17 protein-coding genes are annotated in these 22234 nt (G+C 62.7%); 10 read left to right on the top strand and 7 right to left on the bottom strand.

What is annotated here, in order from left to right; translation table 11 throughout:
- Nucleotides 1-6 precede the first annotated feature (6 nt).
- Nucleotides 7-1062 carry a LacI family DNA-binding transcriptional regulator gene (locus tag MESCI2_RS01000000134835; RefSeq protein WP_032900915.1) on the bottom strand — a complete coding sequence of 352 codons (1056 nt, stop codon included), beginning with the start codon at nucleotides 1060-1062 and terminating at the stop codon, nucleotides 7-9.
- Between the two features lie 403 nt (nucleotides 1063-1465).
- Between MESCI2_RS01000000134835 and MESCI2_RS0117775 the strand changes: the two genes are divergently transcribed.
- The 7 genes from MESCI2_RS0117775 to mgrA all read left to right on the top strand — a co-directional run bounded on the left by MESCI2_RS0117775 (nucleotide 1466) and on the right by mgrA (nucleotide 8834).
- Nucleotides 1466-2704 carry an ABC transporter substrate-binding protein gene (locus MESCI2_RS0117775; RefSeq protein ID WP_027037758.1) on the top strand — a complete coding sequence of 413 codons (1239 nt, stop codon included), beginning with the start codon at nucleotides 1466-1468 and terminating at the stop codon, nucleotides 2702-2704.
- Between the two features lie 81 nt (nucleotides 2705-2785).
- A complete protein-coding gene (locus tag MESCI2_RS0117770) occupies nucleotides 2786-3673 on the top strand; it encodes a carbohydrate ABC transporter permease (protein WP_027037757.1) in 888 nt (295 codons plus the stop codon).
- A 2-nt stretch (nucleotides 3674-3675) separates the two neighbouring features.
- Nucleotides 3676-4608 carry a carbohydrate ABC transporter permease gene (locus MESCI2_RS0117765; RefSeq protein ID WP_027037756.1) on the top strand — a complete coding sequence of 311 codons (933 nt, stop codon included), beginning with the start codon at nucleotides 3676-3678 and terminating at the stop codon, nucleotides 4606-4608.
- A gap of 5 nt (nucleotides 4609-4613) precedes the next feature.
- Nucleotides 4614-5711, top strand: coding sequence for an ABC transporter ATP-binding protein (locus MESCI2_RS0117760; protein WP_027037755.1), 1098 nt, complete (start codon nucleotides 4614-4616; stop codon nucleotides 5709-5711).
- A 54-nt stretch (nucleotides 5712-5765) separates the two neighbouring features.
- Nucleotides 5766-6512 carry a sugar phosphate isomerase/epimerase family protein gene (locus tag MESCI2_RS0117755; protein ID WP_027037754.1) on the top strand — a complete coding sequence of 249 codons (747 nt, stop codon included), beginning with the start codon at nucleotides 5766-5768 and terminating at the stop codon, nucleotides 6510-6512.
- An 11-nt stretch (nucleotides 6513-6523) separates the two neighbouring features.
- The gene (locus tag MESCI2_RS0117750) at nucleotides 6524-7666 is read left to right on the top strand and encodes a Gfo/Idh/MocA family protein (RefSeq protein ID WP_027037753.1); all 1143 of its coding nucleotides are present in this window, start codon (nucleotides 6524-6526) and stop codon (nucleotides 7664-7666) included.
- Nucleotides 7667-7787: 121 nt separating this feature from the next.
- Nucleotides 7788-8834, top strand: a complete 1047-nt coding sequence (mgrA, locus tag MESCI2_RS0117745) for an L-glyceraldehyde 3-phosphate reductase (protein ID WP_027037752.1) — start codon at nucleotides 7788-7790, stop codon at nucleotides 8832-8834.
- Between the two features lie 77 nt (nucleotides 8835-8911).
- Here mgrA and MESCI2_RS0117740 read toward each other — a convergent pair whose 3' ends face one another.
- Nucleotides 8912-10009: a S1 family serine peptidase gene (locus MESCI2_RS0117740; RefSeq protein WP_027037751.1), complete on the bottom strand. Its 1098-nt coding sequence runs from the start codon at nucleotides 10007-10009 to the stop codon at nucleotides 8912-8914.
- Nucleotides 10010-10359: 350 nt separating this feature from the next.
- Between MESCI2_RS0117740 and MESCI2_RS0117735 the strand changes: the two genes are divergently transcribed.
- The gene (locus MESCI2_RS0117735) at nucleotides 10360-11454 is read left to right on the top strand and encodes a trypsin-like serine peptidase (protein ID WP_027037750.1); all 1095 of its coding nucleotides are present in this window, start codon (nucleotides 10360-10362) and stop codon (nucleotides 11452-11454) included.
- Between the two features lie 139 nt (nucleotides 11455-11593).
- Nucleotides 11594-13426, top strand: coding sequence for an MORN repeat-containing protein (locus MESCI2_RS0117730; protein WP_027037749.1), 1833 nt, complete (start codon nucleotides 11594-11596; stop codon nucleotides 13424-13426).
- 1 nt (nucleotide 13427) lies between these two features.
- On the opposite strand, the gene amrB is transcribed toward MESCI2_RS0117730, so the two are convergent.
- From amrB to MESCI2_RS0117705, 5 genes are all read right to left on the bottom strand, one after another.
- The gene (gene amrB / locus MESCI2_RS0117725; protein ID WP_027037748.1) at nucleotides 13428-15113 is read right to left on the bottom strand and encodes an AmmeMemoRadiSam system protein B; all 1686 of its coding nucleotides are present in this window, start codon (nucleotides 15111-15113) and stop codon (nucleotides 13428-13430) included.
- Nucleotides 15110-18073, bottom strand: coding sequence for a caspase family protein (locus MESCI2_RS0117720; protein ID WP_245270380.1), 2964 nt, complete (start codon nucleotides 18071-18073; stop codon nucleotides 15110-15112). Before MESCI2_RS0117720 ends, amrB begins: the two co-directional genes overlap by 4 nt.
- 65 nt (nucleotides 18074-18138) lie before the next feature.
- Nucleotides 18139-18810, bottom strand: a complete 672-nt coding sequence (locus MESCI2_RS0117715; protein ID WP_245270379.1) for a DUF4760 domain-containing protein — start codon at nucleotides 18808-18810, stop codon at nucleotides 18139-18141.
- Between the two features lie 32 nt (nucleotides 18811-18842).
- Nucleotides 18843-19223 carry a hypothetical protein gene (locus MESCI2_RS0117710; protein ID WP_027037745.1) on the bottom strand — a complete coding sequence of 127 codons (381 nt, stop codon included), beginning with the start codon at nucleotides 19221-19223 and terminating at the stop codon, nucleotides 18843-18845.
- A 113-nt stretch (nucleotides 19224-19336) separates the two neighbouring features.
- Nucleotides 19337-21535 carry a caspase family protein gene (locus MESCI2_RS0117705; RefSeq protein WP_027037744.1) on the bottom strand — a complete coding sequence of 733 codons (2199 nt, stop codon included), beginning with the start codon at nucleotides 21533-21535 and terminating at the stop codon, nucleotides 19337-19339.
- A gap of 244 nt (nucleotides 21536-21779) precedes the next feature.
- Here MESCI2_RS0117705 and MESCI2_RS0117700 point away from each other — a divergent pair, with 244 nt between their 5' ends.
- Nucleotides 21780-22184, top strand: coding sequence for a Fur family transcriptional regulator (locus MESCI2_RS0117700; RefSeq protein ID WP_027037743.1), 405 nt, complete (start codon nucleotides 21780-21782; stop codon nucleotides 22182-22184).
- The last annotated feature ends 50 nt before the right edge of the window (nucleotides 22185-22234 follow it).

Here is a 22234-nt window from a genome sequence, read left to right as displayed (position 1 = left end):
AAGGGCCTAAACGGAAACCGGCGGGCTGAACGCCTGAACCTCGCTGGTGGCGACCAGGCGCTGCAAGGAGCCGGGTGCGGCGCCGCCGATCCAGCCGAGCACGGAGCGGGCGAGATCGGAGCCGGCCAGGCGGAAGTTCTCGTTGACGACGAGCAATTCCGGCCGGAACAGGTGCAACAGGTCCGAAGACTGCTTGGACACGACATCGACGTCGCGGCCAAGCTTGAGGCCGGCATCCTCGATGCCGGCGACGATCGCCAGTGTCGCGGCGGCAGCGCTGCTGACGAAGCCGTCCGGCCTGTTCTCGCGGCGCATCAACTGCGCGGTCCTGGTCCTGATCTGCTCGATCGTGTGATCGATGGAAACGGTGTTGAACGGAATTTCGCTGGCTCCGACCTCGCTCAGCGCGTCGGCAAAGCCGTTCAGCGTGTGGCCATAATAGGTCAGCCCGGGGGGCGGCGACAGAAGCGCCAGCTTGTGCCTGCCCATGCTCGCCAGGCGGCGCACGGCTTCCATCGCGAAAACATGGTTGTCGAAGTCATGGTAGGGATGGACGAGGCCCATGTCGGTGCGGCCATGCGTGGCAAAGGGCATGCCGTGCTCGAGCATGTAGCGGGCGCGCGGATCGTTCGGTTGGGTGCGCGAAATGATGACGCCGTCGGCCGAGCCGGTCTCGACGAGATAGCGGATCGGCTCCATCGGATCCTGCGAGCGGGAATAGGGCGTGACGATCAGGTGATAGGGCGTTTCGGCGAGCACTTCCGAAACGCCGTAGATGATGTCCGAGACGAAGCTCATGATCTCGCGGTCGGTGTTGAGCACGAGGCTGATGACATTGGTCCTGCCGGTGCGCAGACGCACGCCGGCGCGGTTCGGCCGGTAGCCGATCTGCTTGGCGACGAGCTGGACGCGGCGCCTGGTTTCGGCGCCGATTTCCGGGGCATCCTTCAAGGCGCGTGACACGGTGGTGACGCCGAGCCCGGTCATGAAGGCAAGCGTCTTCAACGTCGGCCGTCCCTGTGCCGAGGTCTCCCCGTTCTTGTCCGTACGCTGTCTGTCCATTCGTCCCGCCCGTCAGGCGCATAGCAGCCGCGAGCCATGTCGGCAATCGCCGTCATGGCGATACGATATGCGTTCCAGCCCCGGTAAAGTGTCAATATACTGAAACGTTACAGATTGCCATATCGGGTTACATGTCCCTCGCCCACGAGGTGGATGGTTCTTTTGCGAAACGCTTGGGATTCCAGGAGAAATCGCCTCTGCCGCCGCCTTTTGCTCGTATCAGGTGGCATTTCGGTGTTTGCGCCGCAGCAAACCATGCTGCAGTGCGTGGGAAGCGCGATCATTCATGCGAATTTGTTCGCAGCCCGAAAAAATATCGAGGGCGCTTCGTTGATGGGTTGCACAGCCCGCGCAATTGCCGTATCGAAAATCTGTAACGTTTCAGATTCTGGGAGGAGCCGAAATGCGATACAGATTTTTGACCGCTGCGCTGGCAGCGACGGCCGCGTTGCAGTTTGCCGGCCATGCGGCCGCGACGGACCTGGAAGTCACTCATTGGTGGACGTCGGGCGGCGAGGCGGCGGCGGTTGCGGAACTTGCCAAGGCATTCGATGCGACCGGCAACCACTGGGTGGACGGCGCCATTGCCGGCTCCGGCGGCACGGCGCGGCCAATCATGATCAGCCGCATCACCGGTGGCGATCCGATGGGCGCCACGCAATTCAACCATGGCCGGCAGGCGGAAGAGCTGGTGCAGGCCGGCCTGATGCGCGACCTCACCGACGTCGCCACCAAGGGCAAGTGGACTGATGTCGTCCGGCCGAAGAGCCTGCTCGACGGCTGCACCATCGACGGCAAGATCTACTGCGTGCCCGTCAACATCCATTCCTGGCAGTGGCTGTGGCTGTCCAACGAAGCCTTCGCGAAGGCCGGCGTGCCGTTGCCGAAGGACTGGAATGAATTCGTGGCGGCAGCGCCGGCGCTGGAAAAGGCCGGCATCATCCCGCTCGCCGTCGGCGGACAGGCCTGGCAATCCTCCGGTGCCTTCGACGTGCTGCTTGCGGCTGTGGGCGGCACGGACACGTTCCTCAAGGTCTACAAGGACAAGGATGCCAAGTTCGCCGCCGGGCCCGAAGTCGCCAAGGTCTTCAAGGCCGCGGACGATGCCCGCAAGATGGCGAAGAATACCAATGTGCAGGACTGGAACCAGGCGACCAACCTGGTCATCACCGGCAAGGCCGGCGGCCAGATCATGGGCGACTGGGCACAGGGCGAGTTCCAGGTTGCCGGCAAGACCGCGGGCAAGGATTACACCTGCCTGCCAGGCCTTGGGCTGAACGAGGTCATAGCCACGGGCGGCGACGCCTTCTATTTCCCGCTGCTCAAGGATGCCGACAAGAGCAAGGCGCAGGAGGTGCTGGCCGAGACGCTGCTCGATCCCAAGACGCAGGTTGCCTTCAATCTGAAGAAGGGTTCCCTGCCGGTGCGCGGCGACGTCGATCTCAATGCGGCCAACGACTGCATGAAGAAGGGCCTCGCCATCCTTGCCAAGGGCGCCGTCATTCCGTGGACGGACCAGTTGCTTTCGCAGGACACCCAGAAGCAGAAGGAAGACCTTTTCGCCGAATTTTTCGCCAAGCCGGAACTGACCGTCGAAGACGCGCAGAAGCGCTTCGCCGACCTCATCGCTTCGGCGGACTGACGCTGGAGGCAACCCGCCTCGCTCCCGGCCTTGCGAATGCAGGACCGGGAATGCACCGCCCTTACCCAGCCGGCTGACGAGATGAGCAAGAGCGAACGCCCCAACCTTCTGTTCCGCAACCTCAATGCGAAGGTCGCCTCGATCCCGATGATCCTCACCGCCATGGTGGTTTTCGTCGGCGGCACCGTTTGGACGGTGCTCTATTCCTTCACCAATTCGAAGCTCCTGCCACGCCTGAATTTCGTCGGGCTCGACCAGTATTACCGCCTGTGGGCGGCGCCGCGCTGGCTGATCTCGATCGAGAACCTGCTGATCTACGGCGCGATCTCGCTGGTGTTCTCGCTGGTCATCGGTTTTCTGCTTGCAGCACTGCTCGATCAGAAGATCCGCTTCGAGGACACGTTCCGCACCATCTTCCTCTATCCGTTCGCGCTCTCCTTCATCGTCACCGGCCTGGTCTGGCAGTGGCTGCTCAATCCGGATTTCGGCATCCAGCATGTCGTGCGGGACTTAGGCTGGACGAGCTTCAGCTTCGACCCGCTCTACAATTCCAGCATCGTCATCTACGGCATATCGATCGCTGCGCTGTGGCAAGGCACCGGGCTCATCATGTGCCTGATGCTGGCCGGCCTGCGCGGCATCGACGAGGACATCTGGAAGGCGGCGCGGGTGGATGGGATCCCGATGTGGAAGACCTATCTGTTCATCGTCATCCCGATGATGCGGCCGGTCTTCATCACCACGCTCGTCATCATCGCTTCCGGCATCGTCAAGGTCTATGACCTGGTCGTGGCGCAGACCAGCGGCGGCCCGGGCATCGCCTCCGAAGTGCCGGCCAAATACGTCTACGACTATATGTTCTTCGCCCAGAACCTCGGCCAGGGTTTTGCCGCCTCGACCATGATGCTGCTCTCGGTGGTGATCGTCATCGTGCCTTGGGCCTATCTCGAGTTCGGGCGACGCAAATGAGCATTGCAGACATCACCGCTCAAGCAAGCGTTGCCGCCGGCGCGCGCCAGGAAATCGCAGGGCCCTACGGTCCAAAGCCGCGCCGCATGATTTCGCGCCGCAACGTCTTCCTCTACGGCACATTGTTCGTCATGGCGGTCTACTACCTCTTGCCGCTCTATGTCATGATCGTCACCTCGCTCAAGGGCATGCCGGAGATCCGGCTCGGCAACATCTTCTCACCGCCGCTCGAGATCACCTTCGAACCGTGGGTCAAGGCGTGGTCGACGGCCTGCACCGGCCTTAACTGCGACGGGCTCTCGCGCGGTTTCTGGAATTCGGTGCGCATCACCGTGCCGTCGGTGCTGCTGTCGATCGCCATCGCCTCGGTGAACGGTTATGCACTGGCCAATTGGCGCTTCAAGGGCGCCGATACGTTCTTCATCATCCTGATCGTCGGCGCCTTCATTCCCTACCAGGTGATGATCTATCCGATCGTCATCATCCTGCGCGAAATCGGCCTCTATGGCAGCCTCAGCGGGCTGGTGATCGTCCATTCCATTTTCGGCATGCCGATCCTGACGCTGCTGTTCCGCAATTACTTCGCCTCGATGCCGGAAGAGCTGTTCCGGGCGGCACGCGTCGACGGCGCCGGCTTCTGGGGCATTTTCCTGCGCATCATGCTGCCGATGTCGCTGCCGATCTTCGTCGTCGCCATCATCCTGCAGGTGACCGGCATCTGGAACGACTTCCTGTTCGGCGTCGTCTACACCCGCCCCGACACCTATCCGATGACGGTGCAGCTCAACAACATCGTCAATTCGGTGCAAGGCGTGAAGGAGTACAACGTCAACATGGCCGCAACCATCCTGACCGGGCTCGTGCCGCTCATCGTCTACTTCATTTCCGGCAAGCTTTTCGTGCGCGGCATCGCCGCCGGCGCGGTGAAGGGGTGACGGCGATGACGGCAGCCAACGATACCAGCGTTTCGATCCAGGACCTGTCGCTGAATTTCGGAGCGGTGACCGTCCTGGAGACGCTCAATCTCGATGTCGCCGATGGCGAGTTCATCGTGCTGCTCGGGCCGTCCGGCTGCGGCAAGTCGACCTTGCTCAATTGCATTGCCGGCCTGCTCGACGTCTCCGAGGGCCGCATCTTCATCAAGGGCAAGAACGTCACCTGGGAAGAGCCCAAGGACCGCGGCATCGGCATGGTGTTCCAGTCCTATGCGCTCTATCCGCAAATGACGGTGGAGAAGAACCTGTCCTTCGGGCTGCGTGTCGCCGGCACGCCAAAAGAAGAGATCGCCAAGCGGATCGCGCGGGCGGCCGAAATCCTGCAGATCGAGCCGCTGCTGCAGCGCAAGCCGGCCGCACTTTCCGGCGGCCAGCGCCAGCGCGTCGCCATCGGACGGGCGCTGGTTCGCGATGTCGATGTGTTTCTGTTCGACGAGCCGCTGTCAAATCTCGATGCCAAGCTGCGCGCCGAACTGCGCGTCGAGATCAAGCTGCTGCATCGCAAGCTGCAGAACACCATGATCTACGTCACCCACGACCAGATCGAAGCGATGACGCTGGCCGACCGCATCGCGGTGATGAAGGGCGGCGTCATCCAGCAGCTCGATGCGCCGCAGACCATCTATAACAGGCCGGTCAACCGTTTCGTCGCCGGCTTCCTCGGCTCGCCCGCAATGAATTTCATCGATGGCCGCCTGGAAGACGCCGCCGGCGGCTGGCGGTTCGCGGCCGAGGATATCAAGATCCCGCTCGGCACTTACGACTTTGCCAAGCCACCGGCTCCCGGCCCCGTCACATTCGGTATCAGGCCCGAGCATGTCAGCCTGAATAGCGGCACCGGCTGGCCGTTCTCGATAGCCGCCAATGTCGAGGTGGTCGAACCCATGGGCTCCGACACGCTGGTCTGGCTGAAGCTTGCCCAGCAGAATTTCAGCGTCCGAGTGACCTCGGAACGCACGCCCAAGAACGACGAGGCGGTGACGCTTGGCTTCGATCCGATGCGCGCCTCGCTTTTCGACACCGCAACCGGCACACGCATCTAGCTTTTGAGAACCAACCTTCCAACGGAAATCCCCCAAGTGAAACGGACAGAGACGATGAATTGGTCATTCCAACTTTACAGCGCCCGCAATTTCCAACCTTGGGACGGTGTGCTCGCCATGCTCGGCAAGCTCGGCTACGCCCAGGTCGAAGGTTTTGGCGGCGTCTATGATGATCCCGGGGCATTCCGCGCCGAGCTCGACAAGAACGGGCTTGTCATGCCGACTGGGCATTTCTCGATCGACGCGCTCGAGAACGATTTCGACGGCGTGCGCGGAACCGCCGACGCACTTGGTATCACGCTGCTCATCTGTCCCTTCCTGATGCCCGATCAGCGGCCATCCGACGTGGCCGGCTGGCGCGGCTTCGGCGAACGCCTGGCCAAGGTCGGCGACGCCGCGAAAAAGGCCGGCTACGGCTTTGCCTGGCACAATCATGATTTCGAGTTCAAGAAACTTGCCGACGGATCGGTGCCGCAGGACCACATCCTGTCATCCGCGCCCGATGTCGGCTGGGAGATGGACGTTGCCTGGGTGGTGCGCGGCGGCGATGATCCGTTGCCGTGGATCGAAAAGCACGGCAAGCGCATCAGCGCCGTCCACGTCAAGGACATGGCCAAGCCCGGCGAGGGGCTGGATGAGGATGGCTGGTCGGATGTCGGCCATGGCACCATCGACTGGGCCGGTCTGATCAAGGTGTTGCGTGCCAAGAGTGCTGCCCAATACTACGTCATGGAACAGGACAACCCCAACGACATCGAGCGTTTCGCCCGCCGCTCCATCGCAGCCGCCAAAACCTATTAGGAGCAATCAGCATGGCAAAGAAACTTGGCATCGGCGTGATCGGCTGCGGCAACATCTCGAAGGCGTATTTTTCGCTGGCGCCGCTGTTTCGCGGCATCGAAATGCGTGCCTGCGCCGACATCAACATGGAGGCGGCCAAGGCGCGGGCGAAGGAGTTCAAGCTGCGCGCCGAGACCGTCGAAGACCTTCTCAAGGCCGACGACATCGACATCATCGTCAACCTGACCATCCCGGCGGTGCACTACGAAGTATCGAAGCAGATCCTCGACGCCGGCAAGCACGTCTATTCGGAAAAGCCGTTCGTGCTGTCGGTCAAGGAAGGGCTCGACCTTAAGAAGCGGGCGGAGAAAAAGGGCCTGCGGATCGGCTCGGCACCAGACACTTTCCTCGGCGGCGCGCATCAACTGGTGCGCAACCTGATCGACACCGGCAAGCTAGGCAAGGTCACGAGCGGTACCTGCCATGTCATGGGCCACGGCATGGAGCACTGGCATCCCAATCCGGATTTCTTCTTTCAGCCGGGCGCCGGTCCCGTGCTCGATATCGGGCCTTACTACATCACCAATCTGATCCAGCTGATCGGACCGGTAAAACAGGTCGCGGCCTTCGCGACGACGCCGGCCAAGGAGCGGACGATCAGCTCAAAGCCGCGCGCGGGTGAAAAGATACCGGTCAACACGCCGACGACCATCCATGGGCTGCTGGAGTTCGAGAACGGTGCCGTTATAACGCTCAACACCAGCTGGGACGTCTGGGCCCACGGCCACGCGCCGATGGAACTCTATGGCGAGGCGGGTACGGTGTTCGTGCCGGATCCGAATTTCTTCGGTGGTGATGTACGCTTCACGCAAGACAGCAAGCCGGTCAAGAAGCTGCCGAACTGGCCGCATCCGTTCGGCGTGCCCAACGAAATGCATTCGCAAGGCATGATGGCCAACTACCGCACATCCGGCCTCGCCGACATGGCAGTGGCGATCGCGGAAGGCCGACCGCACCGCTGTTCCATGGAACTGGCGCTACACGCCGTCGACGTGATGACCGGCCTGCTGCGCTCGGGCGAAACCGGCAAGTTCGTCGCCATGCAGACCACCTGTGAACGGCCGGCTGCACTTGGCGTCAAGGAAGCCAAGGCGCTTTTGGCGAAGAAGAAATAGGGCAGCACAGCTCAACCCTCTCCCCGTTCCGACGGAGAGAGGGTAAGGGTGAGGGGCAGAGCCGACTCGTCGCGTTGTCGCGATGCAGCCGACCGGCTCGCTTCCATTTGAGGATTTCTAGATGCCCTACACGCCTGCCGAAAACCGCTATGAAAAGATGATCTACAACCGCTGTGGCCGCTCCGGCCTGAAGCTGCCGGCGATCTCGCTGGGGTTGTGGCATAATTTCGGCAACGATACGCCACACAAAACCAAGCAGGCGATCGCGCGCAAGGCCTTCGACCTCGGCATCACGCATTTCGACCTCGCCAACAATTACGGTCCGCCGCCCGGTTCTGCCGAGACCGCCTTCGGTGAAATCCTGCGCACCGACTTCGCCGCCTACCGCGACGAGCTGATCATCTCGACCAAGGCCGGCTACGAGATGTGGGCCGGTCCCTACGGCGAATGGGGTGGGCGCAAATACATGCTGGCCAGCCTCGACCAGAGCCTCAAGCGGATGGGGCTCGACTATGTCGATATCTTCTATTCGCACCGTTTCGATCCCGACACGCCGCTGGAAGAAACGATGGGTGCGCTCGACCATGCCGTGCGCTCGGGCAAGGCGCTCTATGCCGGCATCTCGTCCTACAATTCGCAGCGCACGCGCGAGGCCGCCGATATCTTGAAGCAGCTTGGCACGCCTTGCGTCATCCACCAGCCGAGCTATTCGATGCTGAACCGCTGGGTGGAGGAAGATGGCCTGCTCGACACGCTCGAAGGGCTCGGCGTCGGCTCCATCGTGTTCTCGCCGCTGGCGCAAGGCATGCTGACGGACAAGTATCTCGGCGGCATTCCGGACGGCAGCCGCGCCTCTCAGGGCAAGTCGCTGAAGACAGCCTTCATCAACGACAAGACCATCGCCAACATCAAGGCGCTCGACGCCATCGCCGGCAAGCGCGGACAGACGCTGGCGCAGATGGCGCTGGCCTGGGTGCTGCGCAAGGGCAGGGTGACCTCGGCACTGATTGGCGCCAGCCGGCCGGAGCAGGTCGAGGACTGCGTCGGCGCGCTCAAGGTGCTCGACTTCAGCGATGCCGAACTCGCCGAGATCGACACCTATGCGCGCGAATCCGATATCAATCTGTGGGCGGCTTCGGCCGAACGCAAAGGCCCGCCGCGAAAATAAGTCCTCTCGATAAGCCGGCAAACGCAAAACGGCGGGAACATCTCCCGCCGTTTTGCTTGAAAGCGAATAGCCCTGCTTCAGGGCGTGGCTGGTTTCTGGGCGGTGCCCAGTCCCGCCTTGGGCTTTGCCGGTGCCGGAGCGGCCGTCTTCATCTTCGCCTCGATCCAGCCGGTGTAGTTGGCCAGCCGCGTGTAGATGCCGTAGGCGTCCTTGTGGCCGCAGGCCGCACTGCCGTCCGCCGGGCCTTCACCCCAGCTGACGACACCGACTTGGACCGGGCCGTCGGCGCCGGTCATGAACAGCGGGCCGCCGCTGTCGCCATTGCAGGCATCGCGCACGCCGCTGGTGGTGCCGGCGCAGATCATGTTGCCGGTCAGCGGGTCAGTCATGTCGGCGGCGATCGCATTGGCGGCCGCGTCAATGCCTTTTTCCGAATAGCGCATACGGCGGGACAGATCGCCAAGTGCTGCCTTCAAATCACGCGCATAGATGGCCTTGATACCGCTGTTGCAGGCCTGGTTCGGCTGCAGGTCGAGATCGACAACCATCAGCGTGGTCGGGAAGGTGCCATCCTGCATCTTGCCCCAGCCGGTGACCGTCGTTTTGCCGGTCTCGGGCGTTGCCTCATGCGTGACCTTGATGGTCGATGCATCGGCCGGTTCGGCAAGCCGGAGCAGGCCGATGTCGTTGTCGAGGGTCTGCTCGCTATAGCCTTCGTTGACGATGACCTCCACCACCTTGTGGCGCTTGCCCTCGCTGAGATCGGTGGCGCCGGTCAACACGGTGACGCTCTCGGGCGAAATCGGCTGGCCCTTGTCGTTGAGGCAGTGTGCTGCCGTCAGCACCCATTGCGGCGCGATCAGGCTGCCGCCGCAGAACTGGGCGTTGGCCTGCGATGCCGGATTCTCGTCCAGCCTGTCGGTGGTGAGCAGCGCGACCTGGAACGGGTAGGCTCCCTTTTCGGCCTGGTTGCCGCCGTAGACGCGGTCGGCCGCGTCGGGGTTCTCCGCCGTTGCCTTCGCCCTGGCTTCCGTCACGCGCTTCATTGGCGAGACCGCTGCCTCCGGTCGGGCGGCGCCATCGTCCGCCCGCGCAGTGTTGGCGGCCGCAAGGGCCGCGGCGATGCCGAACAACGACGCGGCGGCGATCGGTCTGAACCGATGGATGATGTGCACCTGAAATCCTCCTGAGACACGTTCCCGAACGAGCCAGCCCCGGCGCATGATCTACGAAACAGTCGCCAGCAAGCAGGCGTTGTTTCGCGGATCGCGTTCCCGTGCGGAACCCGCTCCAAACCCTATAGCCCCCCACGGGCTACGTGGAAGCGATTTGTCATTCCAATGTTGTATTAATTTAGGCAGTATATTCGCGCGGATGTCTTTGGCGAGGGTCTTCGACAGACCGCATGGGGGTGATAATCAGGTTCAGGTGCCGGTAACCAAACTCAATTTTTGGCGTCACCACGATCTCGACAATATTTCTGTATTTTGATCCAGTCCTTGCTGACTTTTGGGAGAGTCTCACCATGACAAAACTGACAAACGTACTCATTGCGTCCACATTGCTTTCCGCCGCAATGTGGGCGGTTCCGGCTTTCGCCGCCGATCCTGGCTCCGCCAGTGCCGGCAATGGCGAAAGCGCGCGCGACGCGACTTCAGGCGACTACAAGCCCGGGCGGGCAAAACCGATCGCGCCACCGAAGCTGACCGACGAAGACAGCCGCGCCGCGCCGCTTGCCGACGAGGCAACGGCTGTCAAATCCTATGGCATCGTCGGACGGTCCGCCGATGGCAAGGAGATCAAGATCGAGCCGAGCGAAGCGCTGCGCGAGCTTATCATCAAGGAACTGAACGCTCCGGCTACTGGAAAAGACGGGGCCGAGCGCAAGACCGAAGATCCGGACCTCGGCGAAGGCGAAGCGGGCCGCCAGGTTTTCGGCACCGACGATCGCGAGCAGGTCAAGAACACCAAGACCTATCCGTTCTCGGCTATCGGCTATCTCGAAGCCAAATCGCCGAAGACGGGCAGCTTCGGCAGCTGTTCGGCAACGCTGATCGGCCCGCGCACGGTGCTCACCGCCGCGCACTGCCTCTACAGCCATGAGGACAAGGACTGGCTCTCCGACTATTTGTTCGTGCCGGGTCTTAACGGCAGCACGGCCGACGACGCACCGTTCGGCGCCTTCGCCTTCGAAAGCGCCTATGTGCTGCAAGGCTTCATCGACAACTACCAGGGCTATTATGGGTCGGTCCTCCTGTGGGATCTCGGCATCGTCACGCTGAAGCAGGATGTCGGCACCAATCTCGGCTGGCTGGGCTATGCCAACTATGAGGATCTCGGCGATTTCACCGCCAATCTCGTCGGCTATCCCGGCGACAAGCCGATGGGCACGATGTGGAAGGCAAACTGCGAAGTGCACGCCGAAAACATCGCCCCGGAATATTTCCAGTATGACTGCGATACGTTCCCGGGGTCGAGCGGCAGCTCCGTCTATGCCTACGACAACAAGGCCAAGCAGCGCATCGTCACCGGTGTCAACGTGGCGGAAAGCCCCGACGCGAACACCGCCGTGCGCCTGAATGCTGCCAACGTCCAGTGGATCAACAGCCTGTATAAGTAATCGCTGCGTATGCGCGGTGGACACAAGGGCGGCGGGAGCAATCCCGCCGCCCTTTTTTCCTGCCGCTGCTTCTCTTGCACGAGGCCGACTCGCCGACTACGCTTGCGGGGCCAAGGGGTTGGCATCCAAAGGGGTTGGGATGGCGCGGGCAAGGGCACTGTTCGGGATCGCGGCGGCATCGATGCTGGCCGCTTTGATGCTTTCGCCGGCCTTCGCCGATCCGGCTGCCACCCCTGGCAGTGGTGCCTGGGCGGAACGGGTGCAGATCGTCTACCAGGCAGACACGCGCTCGGTGCTGCGCAGGATGGTCCGGGTGTGGGATTTCCATCCCGAAAAGAATCTCGACTTCGTATGGGAGCCTGCGGCGGGCCAGTCGCCCGACCGGACGATTGCCGAAGACGGCACCATCAACGGCAAGGGCAGGCTGGTCTGGCGGGTGCGCGGCTCGGCGAGCTATGATCCCAAGACCATCTATTCCAGCTATTTCGGTGACATCAGGAACGGCCGGCCCAATGGGCAAGGCCGGCTCGAGTTGCGCTCCGGCGAGGTGTTCGACGGCCATTGGCTTGCCGGAGAACTCAACGGAAAGGGCGTCCACGTCGATGCCGACGGCAACCGCTATGAGGGTCAGTTCGTTGCCGGCGTGCCGAATGGCGAGGGGCGGCTGCTGACAAAGACGGGCGAGATTTTTTCCGGCACATTTGTCGATGGGTTGAAGAATGGCAAGGGCCGCACGCGGCTTGCCGGCGGCACTGTCTACGACTCGCAATGGGCAATGGGCAATGAGCTCGGCGGCTCGCGCCCCGACGTGCTGGCCGATGCCAGGGTCGGCGGCCTTCTCAAGGCGCAGACCGGCAGTGGCGACGCCGACAAGGTCGAGATCGGCGTCGCCGTCGACCAGCGCATGACCCAGCAGTCCGACATGCAGTATCAGCATCTGGTGCGTGAGGAAGATATCGCGATCTATCCGCAGTCCGACCAATATAACGATGCCTGGAACGGCACCGGCCAGATCGCCACCGGCAATGTCTATGAGGGCATGGACTGGGAGGCCGCACCGGCCTTTGCCGAAGTCGATCTCAAGACGTCGGACCGGTCCAAAGTCAAACTCGACAGGCTGGAGATGAAGGTCGCCGCCAGCGATGCCTATCGCAAGCCGATGCTGTCGATATCGGAGCATTTCGGCTGCGTCGGCTTCCGGCCGGATTTCTCGATCGTCAACAATGGCTGGGGCGACGCCAAGGACATGAAGATGTCGATCCAGTTCACCACGGTGGACGACGAGGGAAACCCGACCGGTGATCCCAGCCGCATGTTCAGCAAGGACATCGGCAGTTTCGACGACGGCGTCGACGTGTCGGTCAAGAGCGTGCTCACTGAAGCCGGCGTCGACACGGCCAGCCTGGAAACCGGGCGTTTCCCCTGTCCCTCGGTGGACAGTCTCAATGTCTGCCGCAGCCAGCTGTCCAACAAGATCAAGTTCGGCGAGGTGGCCGACTATCTCGGCAACATGCAGCAGGCGATGACGCTGAATGCGATCGGCAAGTTCGACTATTCCTGGGCGGATGATGCAGGTCGTGTCTACCAGCAGAGCGAGCCGTTCCGCACCTCCATCACCATGGCGGTTTTCGAGACGCCGGAATCGATGGCCGAATGCGGCGACGGCGGCGGCGGTACACCGGAAGCCATGCGCTACCAGAACATCGAGTTCCCGATCGGCAAGCATGACTACACCATCGCCATGCCGGTGCGCGGCAACAAGAAGATCAGTGCCTATACGGCGCGGCTGAAGATGTGGTCGTCAATGTCGTCGATCCACAGCTTCAGCATCGCGGCGCATTTTGCCGACGGCAGCGTGCGCGAGAGCAAGCCGGTCACCTTCTTCTATTTCCGGCCGAAGGAGTCGCTGTTCGAGACCAAGACCGAGCCGGCGGCCTGTTATTTGCCGCGGGATATGGTCGGCTGCGGCTAGGCTATTTCCTGCCCATCTCAAAATAGTTGGGCAGTGGGATGAGCCTGGCAAAGATCGTGCCTTGGGCGAAAACGCGCAGTTCCAGCATCGATCCGGACGACCGCTCGGCACTCTGGTCGAACAGGAAATTGCCGAGCGAATAGACCTCTGCCACGTCGCCGCCGGCCAGCGGGACGATCGCCTCGCTCGACACATGTGGGTGGCTGCCGACGATGACTGAAGCGCCGCGCAGGCGCATCTGGTCGGCAAGCATGTCCTCACGCTCCGATGGCCCGGTCTTGTATTCGCGACCCCAGTGGACGAACGCGACCACCGGCCGCGCGGCATCCTGGTGCAGCAGCCGGTCGAGCAGGGCCGGGGTGATAAGGTCGGTGTTCTTGGAGCCGTTGGTGTCGATGTCGGTCAGGCCGACAAGGTCGAGATCGGCAAGGGCCAGCGTCTGACCCTGGCCGAAATGCGGGATGCCGGCTTCATCCAGGGCGCGCAGCGTCTCCGCATAGCCCGACGGGCCGAGATCAAAGGCGTGATTGTTGGCGAGCCCGACGCCGGCGACATGGAGTCGCTTCAGCATGTCGACAGCCAGGCCTTCCGGCATCGCCAGCGTCATGTCGTCGATCGCTTCCGGCACGTTGGACAGGATGACGCCTTCGAGGTTGACGATCAGCGGCCGCGATGCGGTCAACGAAAGGATGCTGTCGACGATCCGGTCGGCAACACCGTCGCGAACCAGGATTTTCTTGATGGCGCGACCGAAATTCACGTCGCCGGCGAGGTAATAGATCCTGTCCTTCGGCCGAGCCGGATTGTTGAAGCCGGGGCCGAAGGCGCCGAACAGCGCCACGACATAGCTGGTGGTCCGCTCGACATCGTCCGACGTGTGCTCCTGCGAGTTTTCGTTGGCGACGACCAGCGGCTGGGCGCCGAACAGCTCGCGCTGCAGCCTGGTCTGGATGTAGAGCGCGCCGACGGAATCGGCGTGATCCGGCTGGCGAAGTGCTGATATGCCGTCGAGCGAACCGGCGGCCAGCATGTTCAGCGACTGCTGGTCGAAGCGCCGCGCGTCATGCTGTGGCAGATAGTGCGAGAAGTCGGTGGATTCGACGATCAGCGTGTCCTGGTCGACGATCGGCTTCAGAGCCTCGGCCAGCCTGTCCCAATCGTAGCGCCGCGCCTTGACCGACATTGCCACGGGGACGATTTGCGCCTCGGGGAAATAGTGATGCAGGAAAGGCAGTATGGCGCGCACGCCATGCTCCTTGTCGAACAGGCAGGACTCCTCGACCATGTCGCCATTCGTTTCGAGACGGCGTACGGCGTCCGTGTCGGCAGCGACCGGGCCAAGCGCGGTGTCGAAGCCGCGCAATGAGGTGGCGTAAAGTTTGTGCGTCTTGTGGAAATGGTCTGGCGACAGGATGACGATGCGTTTGTAGCGGAAGCCCGACGCTGCCCGGAAACCCAACGCCACCAGGTCGGCGGCCAACAGGTGATGTGGCACGGTGATGCCGGTCAGCCGCTGGTTGGACGGCTCGACATCGGCGACGCTGGCGATGGCATCCTTGAACAGTGTGGCGTCATCGTAGAAGGGCGGGAAGTTGTCGGCGCCGGGCGGGCAGACGACAGGGGCGGCGTGTGCCGCGCCGCTGACAACCAGCGAAAAGGCGATAGCCGTTAGAAGGCGGGCAATCATGGCTCGGCGAGCACGATGTTCTCCACGCCGCCGACATAGTAGAACGGCTTCTGCTTCGAAGACGTCAGCCGCACCACTTCGCGTGAAATATAGTCGGCAAGCCCGAACAGTGTGACCCCACCATCCGATGTCCTGGCCTTGCCGCGCAGGCCTTCGAGGATCGAATAAGTGAAGACGCCGTGGCCGAGTTCCGGCAGTTCCGCCGCCGTGTTGTTGGCGGCGGTCGCTGAAAACACCACGATGCGTGCGTCCTGCGCGTCTTTTTCCAGGCGCGGATTGAAGGCGTTGGCGGCATGGCAGGTGTCGAGCAGCATGAAGCGCATGCCTTTTGCCCGCTCAACCGACTTCTGGATGTCCGACCAGTCGACAAGCGAAGAGCGCTTCCAGCGCTCGGCATCCTGTTTGCGGCCGTCGGTCGGGATGAAATAGTAATCCTCGTCGATGTTGATGCCGTGGCCGGCGACGAAGATGATGGTGGTGTCGTGCTCACCCGGCCTGTCGAGGAAATCGGCGAGCTGGTCGTCGATCGTGTCGGAGTCAGGCTCCATGACGGTGTCGGCACTGGCGACGGCGTAGGTCTGCTTGGCCTTGTCGGGGCTCTCGTCGAGCGCCTCGCGGTTGACCAGAACCAGCGTCTCCATCGATGAAAACAACGGCGCCGATTTCTGTGAAATCACCTTCAGGAATTCCGTCGCATCATCGACGGGATAGCGCAGGTCGCAGGTGCGTCCCGAACAGGCATCGGTCAGGAACGGATATTTGTCGACGCCGATGACCGCGACATAGAGCTTGCCCTTGGCCTCGGCCTTCTCTGTCTTTCTCGCCAGTGCCGTCACGCTGCGTTCGGTCAGATAGCCGAATTCGTTGGTGCCGGTGATGCGGATGGTGTTCTCGCCATTCTCAACCGGTATCTCGACAATGGTGCTGTTGCCGTCCACCGAGCGGGCGGTGACATCGCCGACATTGCGGCTGTTCGACAGGATCGAGAAGCCGGCGACATCGGTCCCGGCTTCCTTGGCGCCCGATATCTCGACGGCGACATAACCGTCGCGGACCTTGCTCTGATCGTCTGCCACGCGGATGGCGAACTCCGGCGGCTTGCGCTGCAGCAGCTTCTGCAGCTCGTTGTCGACGCCAGGCCGCATCTCCTTGACCGCTTGTCTGCCACTGCGCAGGATGATTGCCCGCCGCACCATTTCCGGGCTCCAGAGGTATTTCTTCAACTGGCCGGCGCGGATGAAGCGGCCCTCATGGTCGCGGCCCTGGTTGACCTGCCAGCCGATCAGCTTGTCGCCCTCGTCGGAGGAATAGTAGTAGCCCTGCGGCATCCAGACGATCCATTGCGACCCGGCAAAGAACATCGACACGATCAGTTCGTGCGTCTGCAGGTTCCACAATCTGAGCGTCTGGTCGGCGCTGCCGGTGACCAGCAGGCCGGCCTTCTGCGAGGCGACCATGGCATTGATCTCCCCGGTATGGCCGGTGAATTCGCCGGACACTTTTGCCGTCGCGGTTCTGTATTCGATCAGCGTGCCCTCATTGCCACCGGTGATCAGGCCAAGGCCTTTGTCGATCAGCGTGTAGGCCGAATGGACAAAACCGTTGGTGGCGTCATTCTCGATGCCGCGCACCATTTTGCCGCAGTTGGCGATCTCCAGCACGGCGTTTTCCAGGGCGTCCTTGCCGCCAGGCGCGGCGCGCAGCGACCACTGGCCATCGGCCAGAGCGGCGCGGTCAAACGAGCCCGACTCCGTCTGCGTCTGCGGGTCTTCGAAGAACCGTTCGGTGGTCGGCAACGCCAGCGTCTTGTCCAGTGCGCCCAGCTGTTCGGGGCAGGCCACGCGTTCGGGGCAAGGGTTGGCGTTGCCCCAAGCGATGACGTCGTTGGCCGCATCGATGCCGACCGCGGTCACCGGTTCGCCCACGCCTTGCAACAGCGCCTTGCGCTCACCGGTCGCGGGATCCCAGACCTGGATGGCGCTGCGCGTGCCGCCGGCCGTTGCCACAAGCGAGCCATCGGCATTGGCGGCGCTGGCATAGACCGTGCCGTCATGGCCAGTGTAGTCGAGCGCCCTCTCGCCGATGTCGGTGTTCCAGACGACGGAACGGTGCTTGTCGGCGCAACGATATCCGCAGGAGGCGACCAGCCGCGACCCCTTGGTAAAGGTCAGCGAACCGATCAGGAAATCCTGCTTTGGCATGGCGCGCGCCTGCGTGCCATCGGCAGCCCGCCAGAGCTGCACCAGCCCATCCTTGCTGCCCGTGGCAAACAGGCTGCCGTCCTGCGAAACGGCCAGCGCCATGACGCTGATGTCCCGCAGCGCCTCGGCCTCGTCAGGCAAGACAATCTCTTCGCCCTTGGCGACGTCCCAGAGCCGGATGCCGTTGTCGGTGGTGGTCGCGGCCAGCCGCGTCCCGGCGGCGGCGAAGGCGAGCTTGTCGATATGCCAGGAATCGGCATCGAGCTTCTTGTCCAGCGTCCAGCCGCTCGCGGATTTGTCGTCCGGTTTCCACAAATAGACGACGCCGTCGGCGCCACCGGCGGCCAGCGTTTTGCCATCGGGAGAGAAGGCGAGATCGTAGGTCGCGTAGTCGGCGGCCTTGAGCACCGCCTTCATCTTGCCTGTGGCGAAGTCGAACAGCCTGATGTCCCCATAGGGCGGCTTGTCGCCAAGGCTGGCGCCGAAATAGCCGCCGGCGGCTATCGTCTTGCCATCGGGCGAGACCGCGACCGCGAAGATCTTGCCGTCGCTGCCATTGCCGAGATAGCCGCGAATGGTGCGTAGTGTCACCCCGCTCTGCCAGTCCCAGATGCGAATGGTCTTGTCATTGGATGCCGAGACGATGTCTTCGCCATCGGGTGTGAAGGCGAGGTCGGTGACCTGCGCGCTGTGGCCGCCGGTATCGAGATCGAGGTGGAAGTCCGGTGCGTCCTCGGCACGGGCCGCCGAACTCGCCATCAAAGCCCCGGCCACGGCCAGCCAGCGACAAGTGCGCATCAGGCGAAGGCTTGATTTTACCATCGCTATTTGGCTTCGGCCGTGGTCGGCCCATTGCGCACGTAGGTCTCGATTGCCGAGGCGAACGTGGGTGATCCCGCCTTGCGCTGCTTGTCGACATAGCCGGCAAAATAGCTCCAGAACGAGACGGCGTAGTCGCGGAAATAGGCATCGGTCACTTTGCGCGAACACAAATCGCCATCGACGCAGAAGGACAGACGGTTGAGGAAATAGACGATGCGGTCGAAATTCTCGCTGAAATCGGCGAGCGGCATGTCGCCGCCGGAGGCGGTCATGGCCTCGATTCCGATCCGTTGCCGGAACACCTGCTCCTCGGTCGGCGAGGGGTTGGCGCTGAGCAGATTGTCATATTTGGCGTTGAGGCCCGTCAGACGATCCTTCAGGGCACGCTGCGCCTGCTGGTAGTCCTTGTTTTCCCAAAGTTCGACAAGCGACATGGTCTGCTCGACGCGCTTCTGCTCCTGGTTGGCCAGGAACTGGTAGACCGAGAACATCAAGGTGAAGATGATGGCGAGACGCACGGCCATGCCCGACCAGGCATAGACCAGCATGCGCCAATCGCGGTCTGTGAAGGGGTTGCTCTCCTTCTTGATCTCGTGGCTGCTTGGCCACGGGAAACCTTCGGTGGTTTCCTGCAGGGCCGGTTTGCCGGCCTGAGCCTTTGCGGGTGCGGTCATTGCTGTCTGCCTGGTGTTGCCCGCCGGCTTCTTCATCCGCAGCTGTCCAGTTCAATGGTGGCGGAGGGATCAAGCACGATGCCCGGCGTCTCCAGCTTCTTTTTCAGGCATTGCAACTGCAGGCGCGAAATCATGAACTGTACATCGGGCTCCGCCGCTCCCTTGTTCGGTGACGGCAAGGCTTCGACAACGCCGCGCGAGGCGCAGTTGCTGAGATCGACGACAACGGCGTCGCTGCCGCTTTTGGCGAACTGGTCGTACTGATCGAGAAAACACGTCGCCAGTTCCGAGTTGGTGACGATCTGCTTGACGCACAGGCCGCAGGCCTCGTCCGCCGAAGCGTTGGCGATCAACAACAGGCCGCCGCCAAGGCCAGCCACCGTTCCACGCCAGGAAAACACAGAATTCTTCACAATCGATCCTATCCGTTTCATCCGGCCGTCATGCGCCAGGACGCGGCCGGGAATGTTCTCATATCGCGCCGATCGCGCAAGAGCCGGCAGAGCCATGCGGCGCCGGCATCCGCTCAGGCGCGCGGCACCGTCTCCATCGGGAAGATCATCACCGCGCCTTTCGGGCCGCTCTTCTCGGCAAGCCGCATCACCGAGCGGGTTGCCGGCGCCATGCCGAGATCGGTCAGCATGTCGGAGAAGCCGGCGGAGCCCATTCCGCGTGTCGCCGAGGCGACGCCGTCCTGCGCCAGGAAGCTCAGATCCTGCTTCTCGCTCTCCGGCGGCGCCTCGGTCAAAACCGCGATCATCCGCTCCATGCCGAAACTGGTGTCGGTGAAAGCCAGCAGCCCCTCTTCGAGCATGGCTTGCGGGGCGAGGCGTTCGGCAACGATATGAGTGATCGAATAGTCGCTGCCGACATAGAGCACGTTGATGTCGACCAGCAGGTCCGAGCCGTTCTTGGCCAGCACATGCACTTCGTCGCCCGGCGACACGCGCGGCACCACCGAATCCTGCAGCGGTTCGAGGCCATCCTTGTCGCGACGTTTGACCTGAAACTGAACGTCGACGTCCTCGGGCTTGTAGTCCGAGGCCGCCGCCAGCCGCGAAAGCCCGGTGGCGCGGAAGATGGTGCGCAGGTTCCTGGCCGTTGCATCGGCCAGTTTCTGGCGGTCGTGAATGATTATCAGCGGCGGTTTGCCGCCCTCCTTCAGGCTCACGTCGCCCGATGCCGGCAGGAACCACAGCGCCGGCTTGTCTGTCGCATCCTTGGGGGCACCGGGAACAGCATTCTCGCGCATCACCGCGAGGCGGAGGTCGGCGCTCTTGCCGGGCTCGACCAGTTCGATGTTGAAGCCGGTCTCCCTGGCCGTGGCCAGTTCGTCGAGAACCGAATTGACCAAAGCGGTTTCCTTCTCAAGTCCCTTGGCTATGGCCGGCCGCGCCAAGACGAGCTTGTAGTCGACGGCGATCTCCGCCACCCGCGCATAGGCGTTGGCGGGAATGTCGGCGACTTTGAGCGCCGGCTTCTTGTCGAACTCGACCGGCTTGACGCGGCTTTCCAGGTTTTTTGCCGACTGCACTTCCAAAAATCCGACAGCGTCGGACAGCGGCGATAGCGCCGACGGCAGGATGGCGAGCTTGCTGCCGGGGGTGAGGCGATGCAGCAGCCCGGCGCCGATCGTCGCTTCGCCGTCCTTGATGACGACAGGCCACTGCATGACCGCGTCGGTCTTGTCGGTGCCGAACACCCGCGCATCCAGTTCGCCCTCGAACAGCGGTGTCGGCCGGGTGCGGCTGTCGGCCGAATATTGCTGCAGCACGGCCTGGCCCAGCTGGCGGTAGGTGACGTTGGGATTCTCGGCCAGTTTCGACAGGATGGTGAAGGTGAACAGGCCGAACCGGGGCGCATCCGGCGTGCCCTTCGGCAGCGGCATTTCCGGTGTCGTCTCCACCGTCTGCGCGGCATAGAAGGCGACCAGCTTGCCCTTGGCGATCGGTTCGCCGCCGGTAGGGCTCAGGCTGAAGGCAGGCTTGCGCGTGCCATTGTCGTCGATGCCGCGCGAGCCGGCGGACGAAATCACCTCGTCATAGGCCTTGATCGCGGCAGCCCGTTCGGCCTCGTTGCCGCCGACCAGGTCGGCGAACTCGACCTTGCGTTCCAGCTCGTCATCGACCTCGACGGCGCGTGTCGCGGTGCCGGAATGGCAGCAGTCGAACACGACCCAGACGAAAGCACCCTTGTCGCGGATGGCGTCGAGTGCCGCGCCGATCTCGTTGTCGATCAGCGCATTGGGCACGCCGGCATCGCGGTTGATCCATTTGCCGATATCGACGGGCAGGAAGATCTCGTCGAGCCCGTCGGTTTCGTCGCCCTTGACCATCTGCGGCTGCTGGGCGCCGTGACCGGACAGATGCAGGTAGACGAAATCGTCGCGCTGAACCTTGGCGGCAAGGTCAGCCAATGCGGTTTTGATGGCCGCATGGGTCGGCAGGCCACTGGCGCCGGGGACATCCTTGGCGAGCAGCGTGACGTTCTCCGGCGCGAAGCGCACCGGGTCGGGCACATTCTTCAGGAGATAGTCGCGGATGAGGGCTGCATCGTTCTTCGGCCCGACCAGCCAGTTCCTCTGCGGCAGGTTGGGATATTCGGTGCAGGCGACCAGCAGCGCATGATAGGTGCGCGATGCGGCCATGGTCGGGAACGACACCACGCCGGCCATGGTCAAGGCGGACGTGCCGACCAGCAGCGTCCGCCGCGTCAATTTGATCATGATTGCTTCCCCAAGCCCGACCGAATTTCCAAGCGCGGCAATCCTTGCCGAAGATATTGTCAGTATTTTGAACGCTACATCGCAAAGCAACCTGCCTGTTGCGCCGCTCCGATCGATGTTCTCGACCGCCTTGCAGGCAGAATGCTGGAAACAGTAGCAAAAATGCCTGTTCGTCGCTATCTGGATGGGACATGGATCGTTTGTGCGCGGCACAAGCGACGCAAGGCGAGTTGGAAACAGGATCATGGCGGCAAGGGATGTGCTGACGAAGAACCAGCTGTGCGTGCTCGAGAAACTCGAGACCGCCAGCGGACCGCTCAGTGCCTACACCTTGCTCGACCAACTGCGCGAGCGCGGTTTTCGCGCGCCGCTCCAGGTCTATCGCGCGCTCGACACGCTGGTGAAGTCAGGTTTCGTGCATCGGCTCGAAAGCATCAACTCCTTCGTCGCCTGCGCCGAGCCGCACGACCACAGCCATTCGATGACCGCCTTCGCCATTTGCGACACATGCGGGCAGGTCACCGAAATGTCCGACCACGATGTCGGCCACCGGTTGGACGAATGGGTGCGCTCCACCGGCTTCGCCGCCAAGAAGGCGGTGATCGAGTTTCGCGGGACGTGTGCCAAGTGTTTGGCCGAGGCCGCTTAAGGCCCCTCGCTTCGTCATCCTAGGGCCTGCGCCGCGTCGCTTCGCTCCTT

This window comes from Mesorhizobium ciceri WSM4083, from assembly GCF_000519305.1.
In the GTDB taxonomy this organism is placed as follows: Bacteria; Pseudomonadota; Alphaproteobacteria; order Rhizobiales; family Rhizobiaceae; genus Mesorhizobium; species Mesorhizobium ciceri_B.
Note: the sequence above shows the minus strand (reverse complement) of the source record. Positions and strands in the feature narration are given on the sequence as shown.

What these genes read in the sequence shown, in the direction of transcription:
- MESCI2_RS01000000134835 (WP_032900915.1), bottom strand. Translation starts at nt 1,062, where the DNA reads ATGGACAGACAGCGTACGGACAAGAACGGGGAGACCTCGGCACAGGGA.
- MESCI2_RS0117775 (WP_027037758.1), top strand. Translation starts at nt 1,466, where the DNA reads ATGCGATACAGATTTTTGACCGCTGCGCTGGCAGCGACGGCCGCGTTG.
- MESCI2_RS0117770 (WP_027037757.1), top strand. Translation starts at nt 2,786, where the DNA reads ATGAGCAAGAGCGAACGCCCCAACCTTCTGTTCCGCAACCTCAATGCG.
- MESCI2_RS0117760 (WP_027037755.1), top strand. Translation starts at nt 4,614, where the DNA reads ATGACGGCAGCCAACGATACCAGCGTTTCGATCCAGGACCTGTCGCTG.
- MESCI2_RS0117755 (WP_027037754.1), top strand. Translation starts at nt 5,766, where the DNA reads ATGAATTGGTCATTCCAACTTTACAGCGCCCGCAATTTCCAACCTTGG.
- MESCI2_RS0117750 (WP_027037753.1), top strand. Translation starts at nt 6,524, where the DNA reads ATGGCAAAGAAACTTGGCATCGGCGTGATCGGCTGCGGCAACATCTCG.
- mgrA (WP_027037752.1), top strand. Translation starts at nt 7,788, where the DNA reads ATGCCCTACACGCCTGCCGAAAACCGCTATGAAAAGATGATCTACAAC.
- MESCI2_RS0117735 (WP_027037750.1), top strand. Translation starts at nt 10,360, where the DNA reads ATGACAAAACTGACAAACGTACTCATTGCGTCCACATTGCTTTCCGCC.
- MESCI2_RS0117730 (WP_027037749.1), top strand. Translation starts at nt 11,594, where the DNA reads ATGGCGCGGGCAAGGGCACTGTTCGGGATCGCGGCGGCATCGATGCTG.
- amrB (WP_027037748.1), bottom strand. Translation starts at nt 15,113, where the DNA reads ATGATTGCCCGCCTTCTAACGGCTATCGCCTTTTCGCTGGTTGTCAGC.
- MESCI2_RS0117720 (WP_245270380.1), bottom strand. Translation starts at nt 18,073, where the DNA reads ATGGCGAGTTCGGCGGCCCGTGCCGAGGACGCACCGGACTTCCACCTC.
- MESCI2_RS0117715 (WP_245270379.1), bottom strand. Translation starts at nt 18,810, where the DNA reads ATGACCGCACCCGCAAAGGCTCAGGCCGGCAAACCGGCCCTGCAGGAA.
- MESCI2_RS0117705 (WP_027037744.1), bottom strand. Translation starts at nt 21,535, where the DNA reads ATGATCAAATTGACGCGGCGGACGCTGCTGGTCGGCACGTCCGCCTTG.
- MESCI2_RS0117700 (WP_027037743.1), top strand. Translation starts at nt 21,780, where the DNA reads ATGGCGGCAAGGGATGTGCTGACGAAGAACCAGCTGTGCGTGCTCGAG.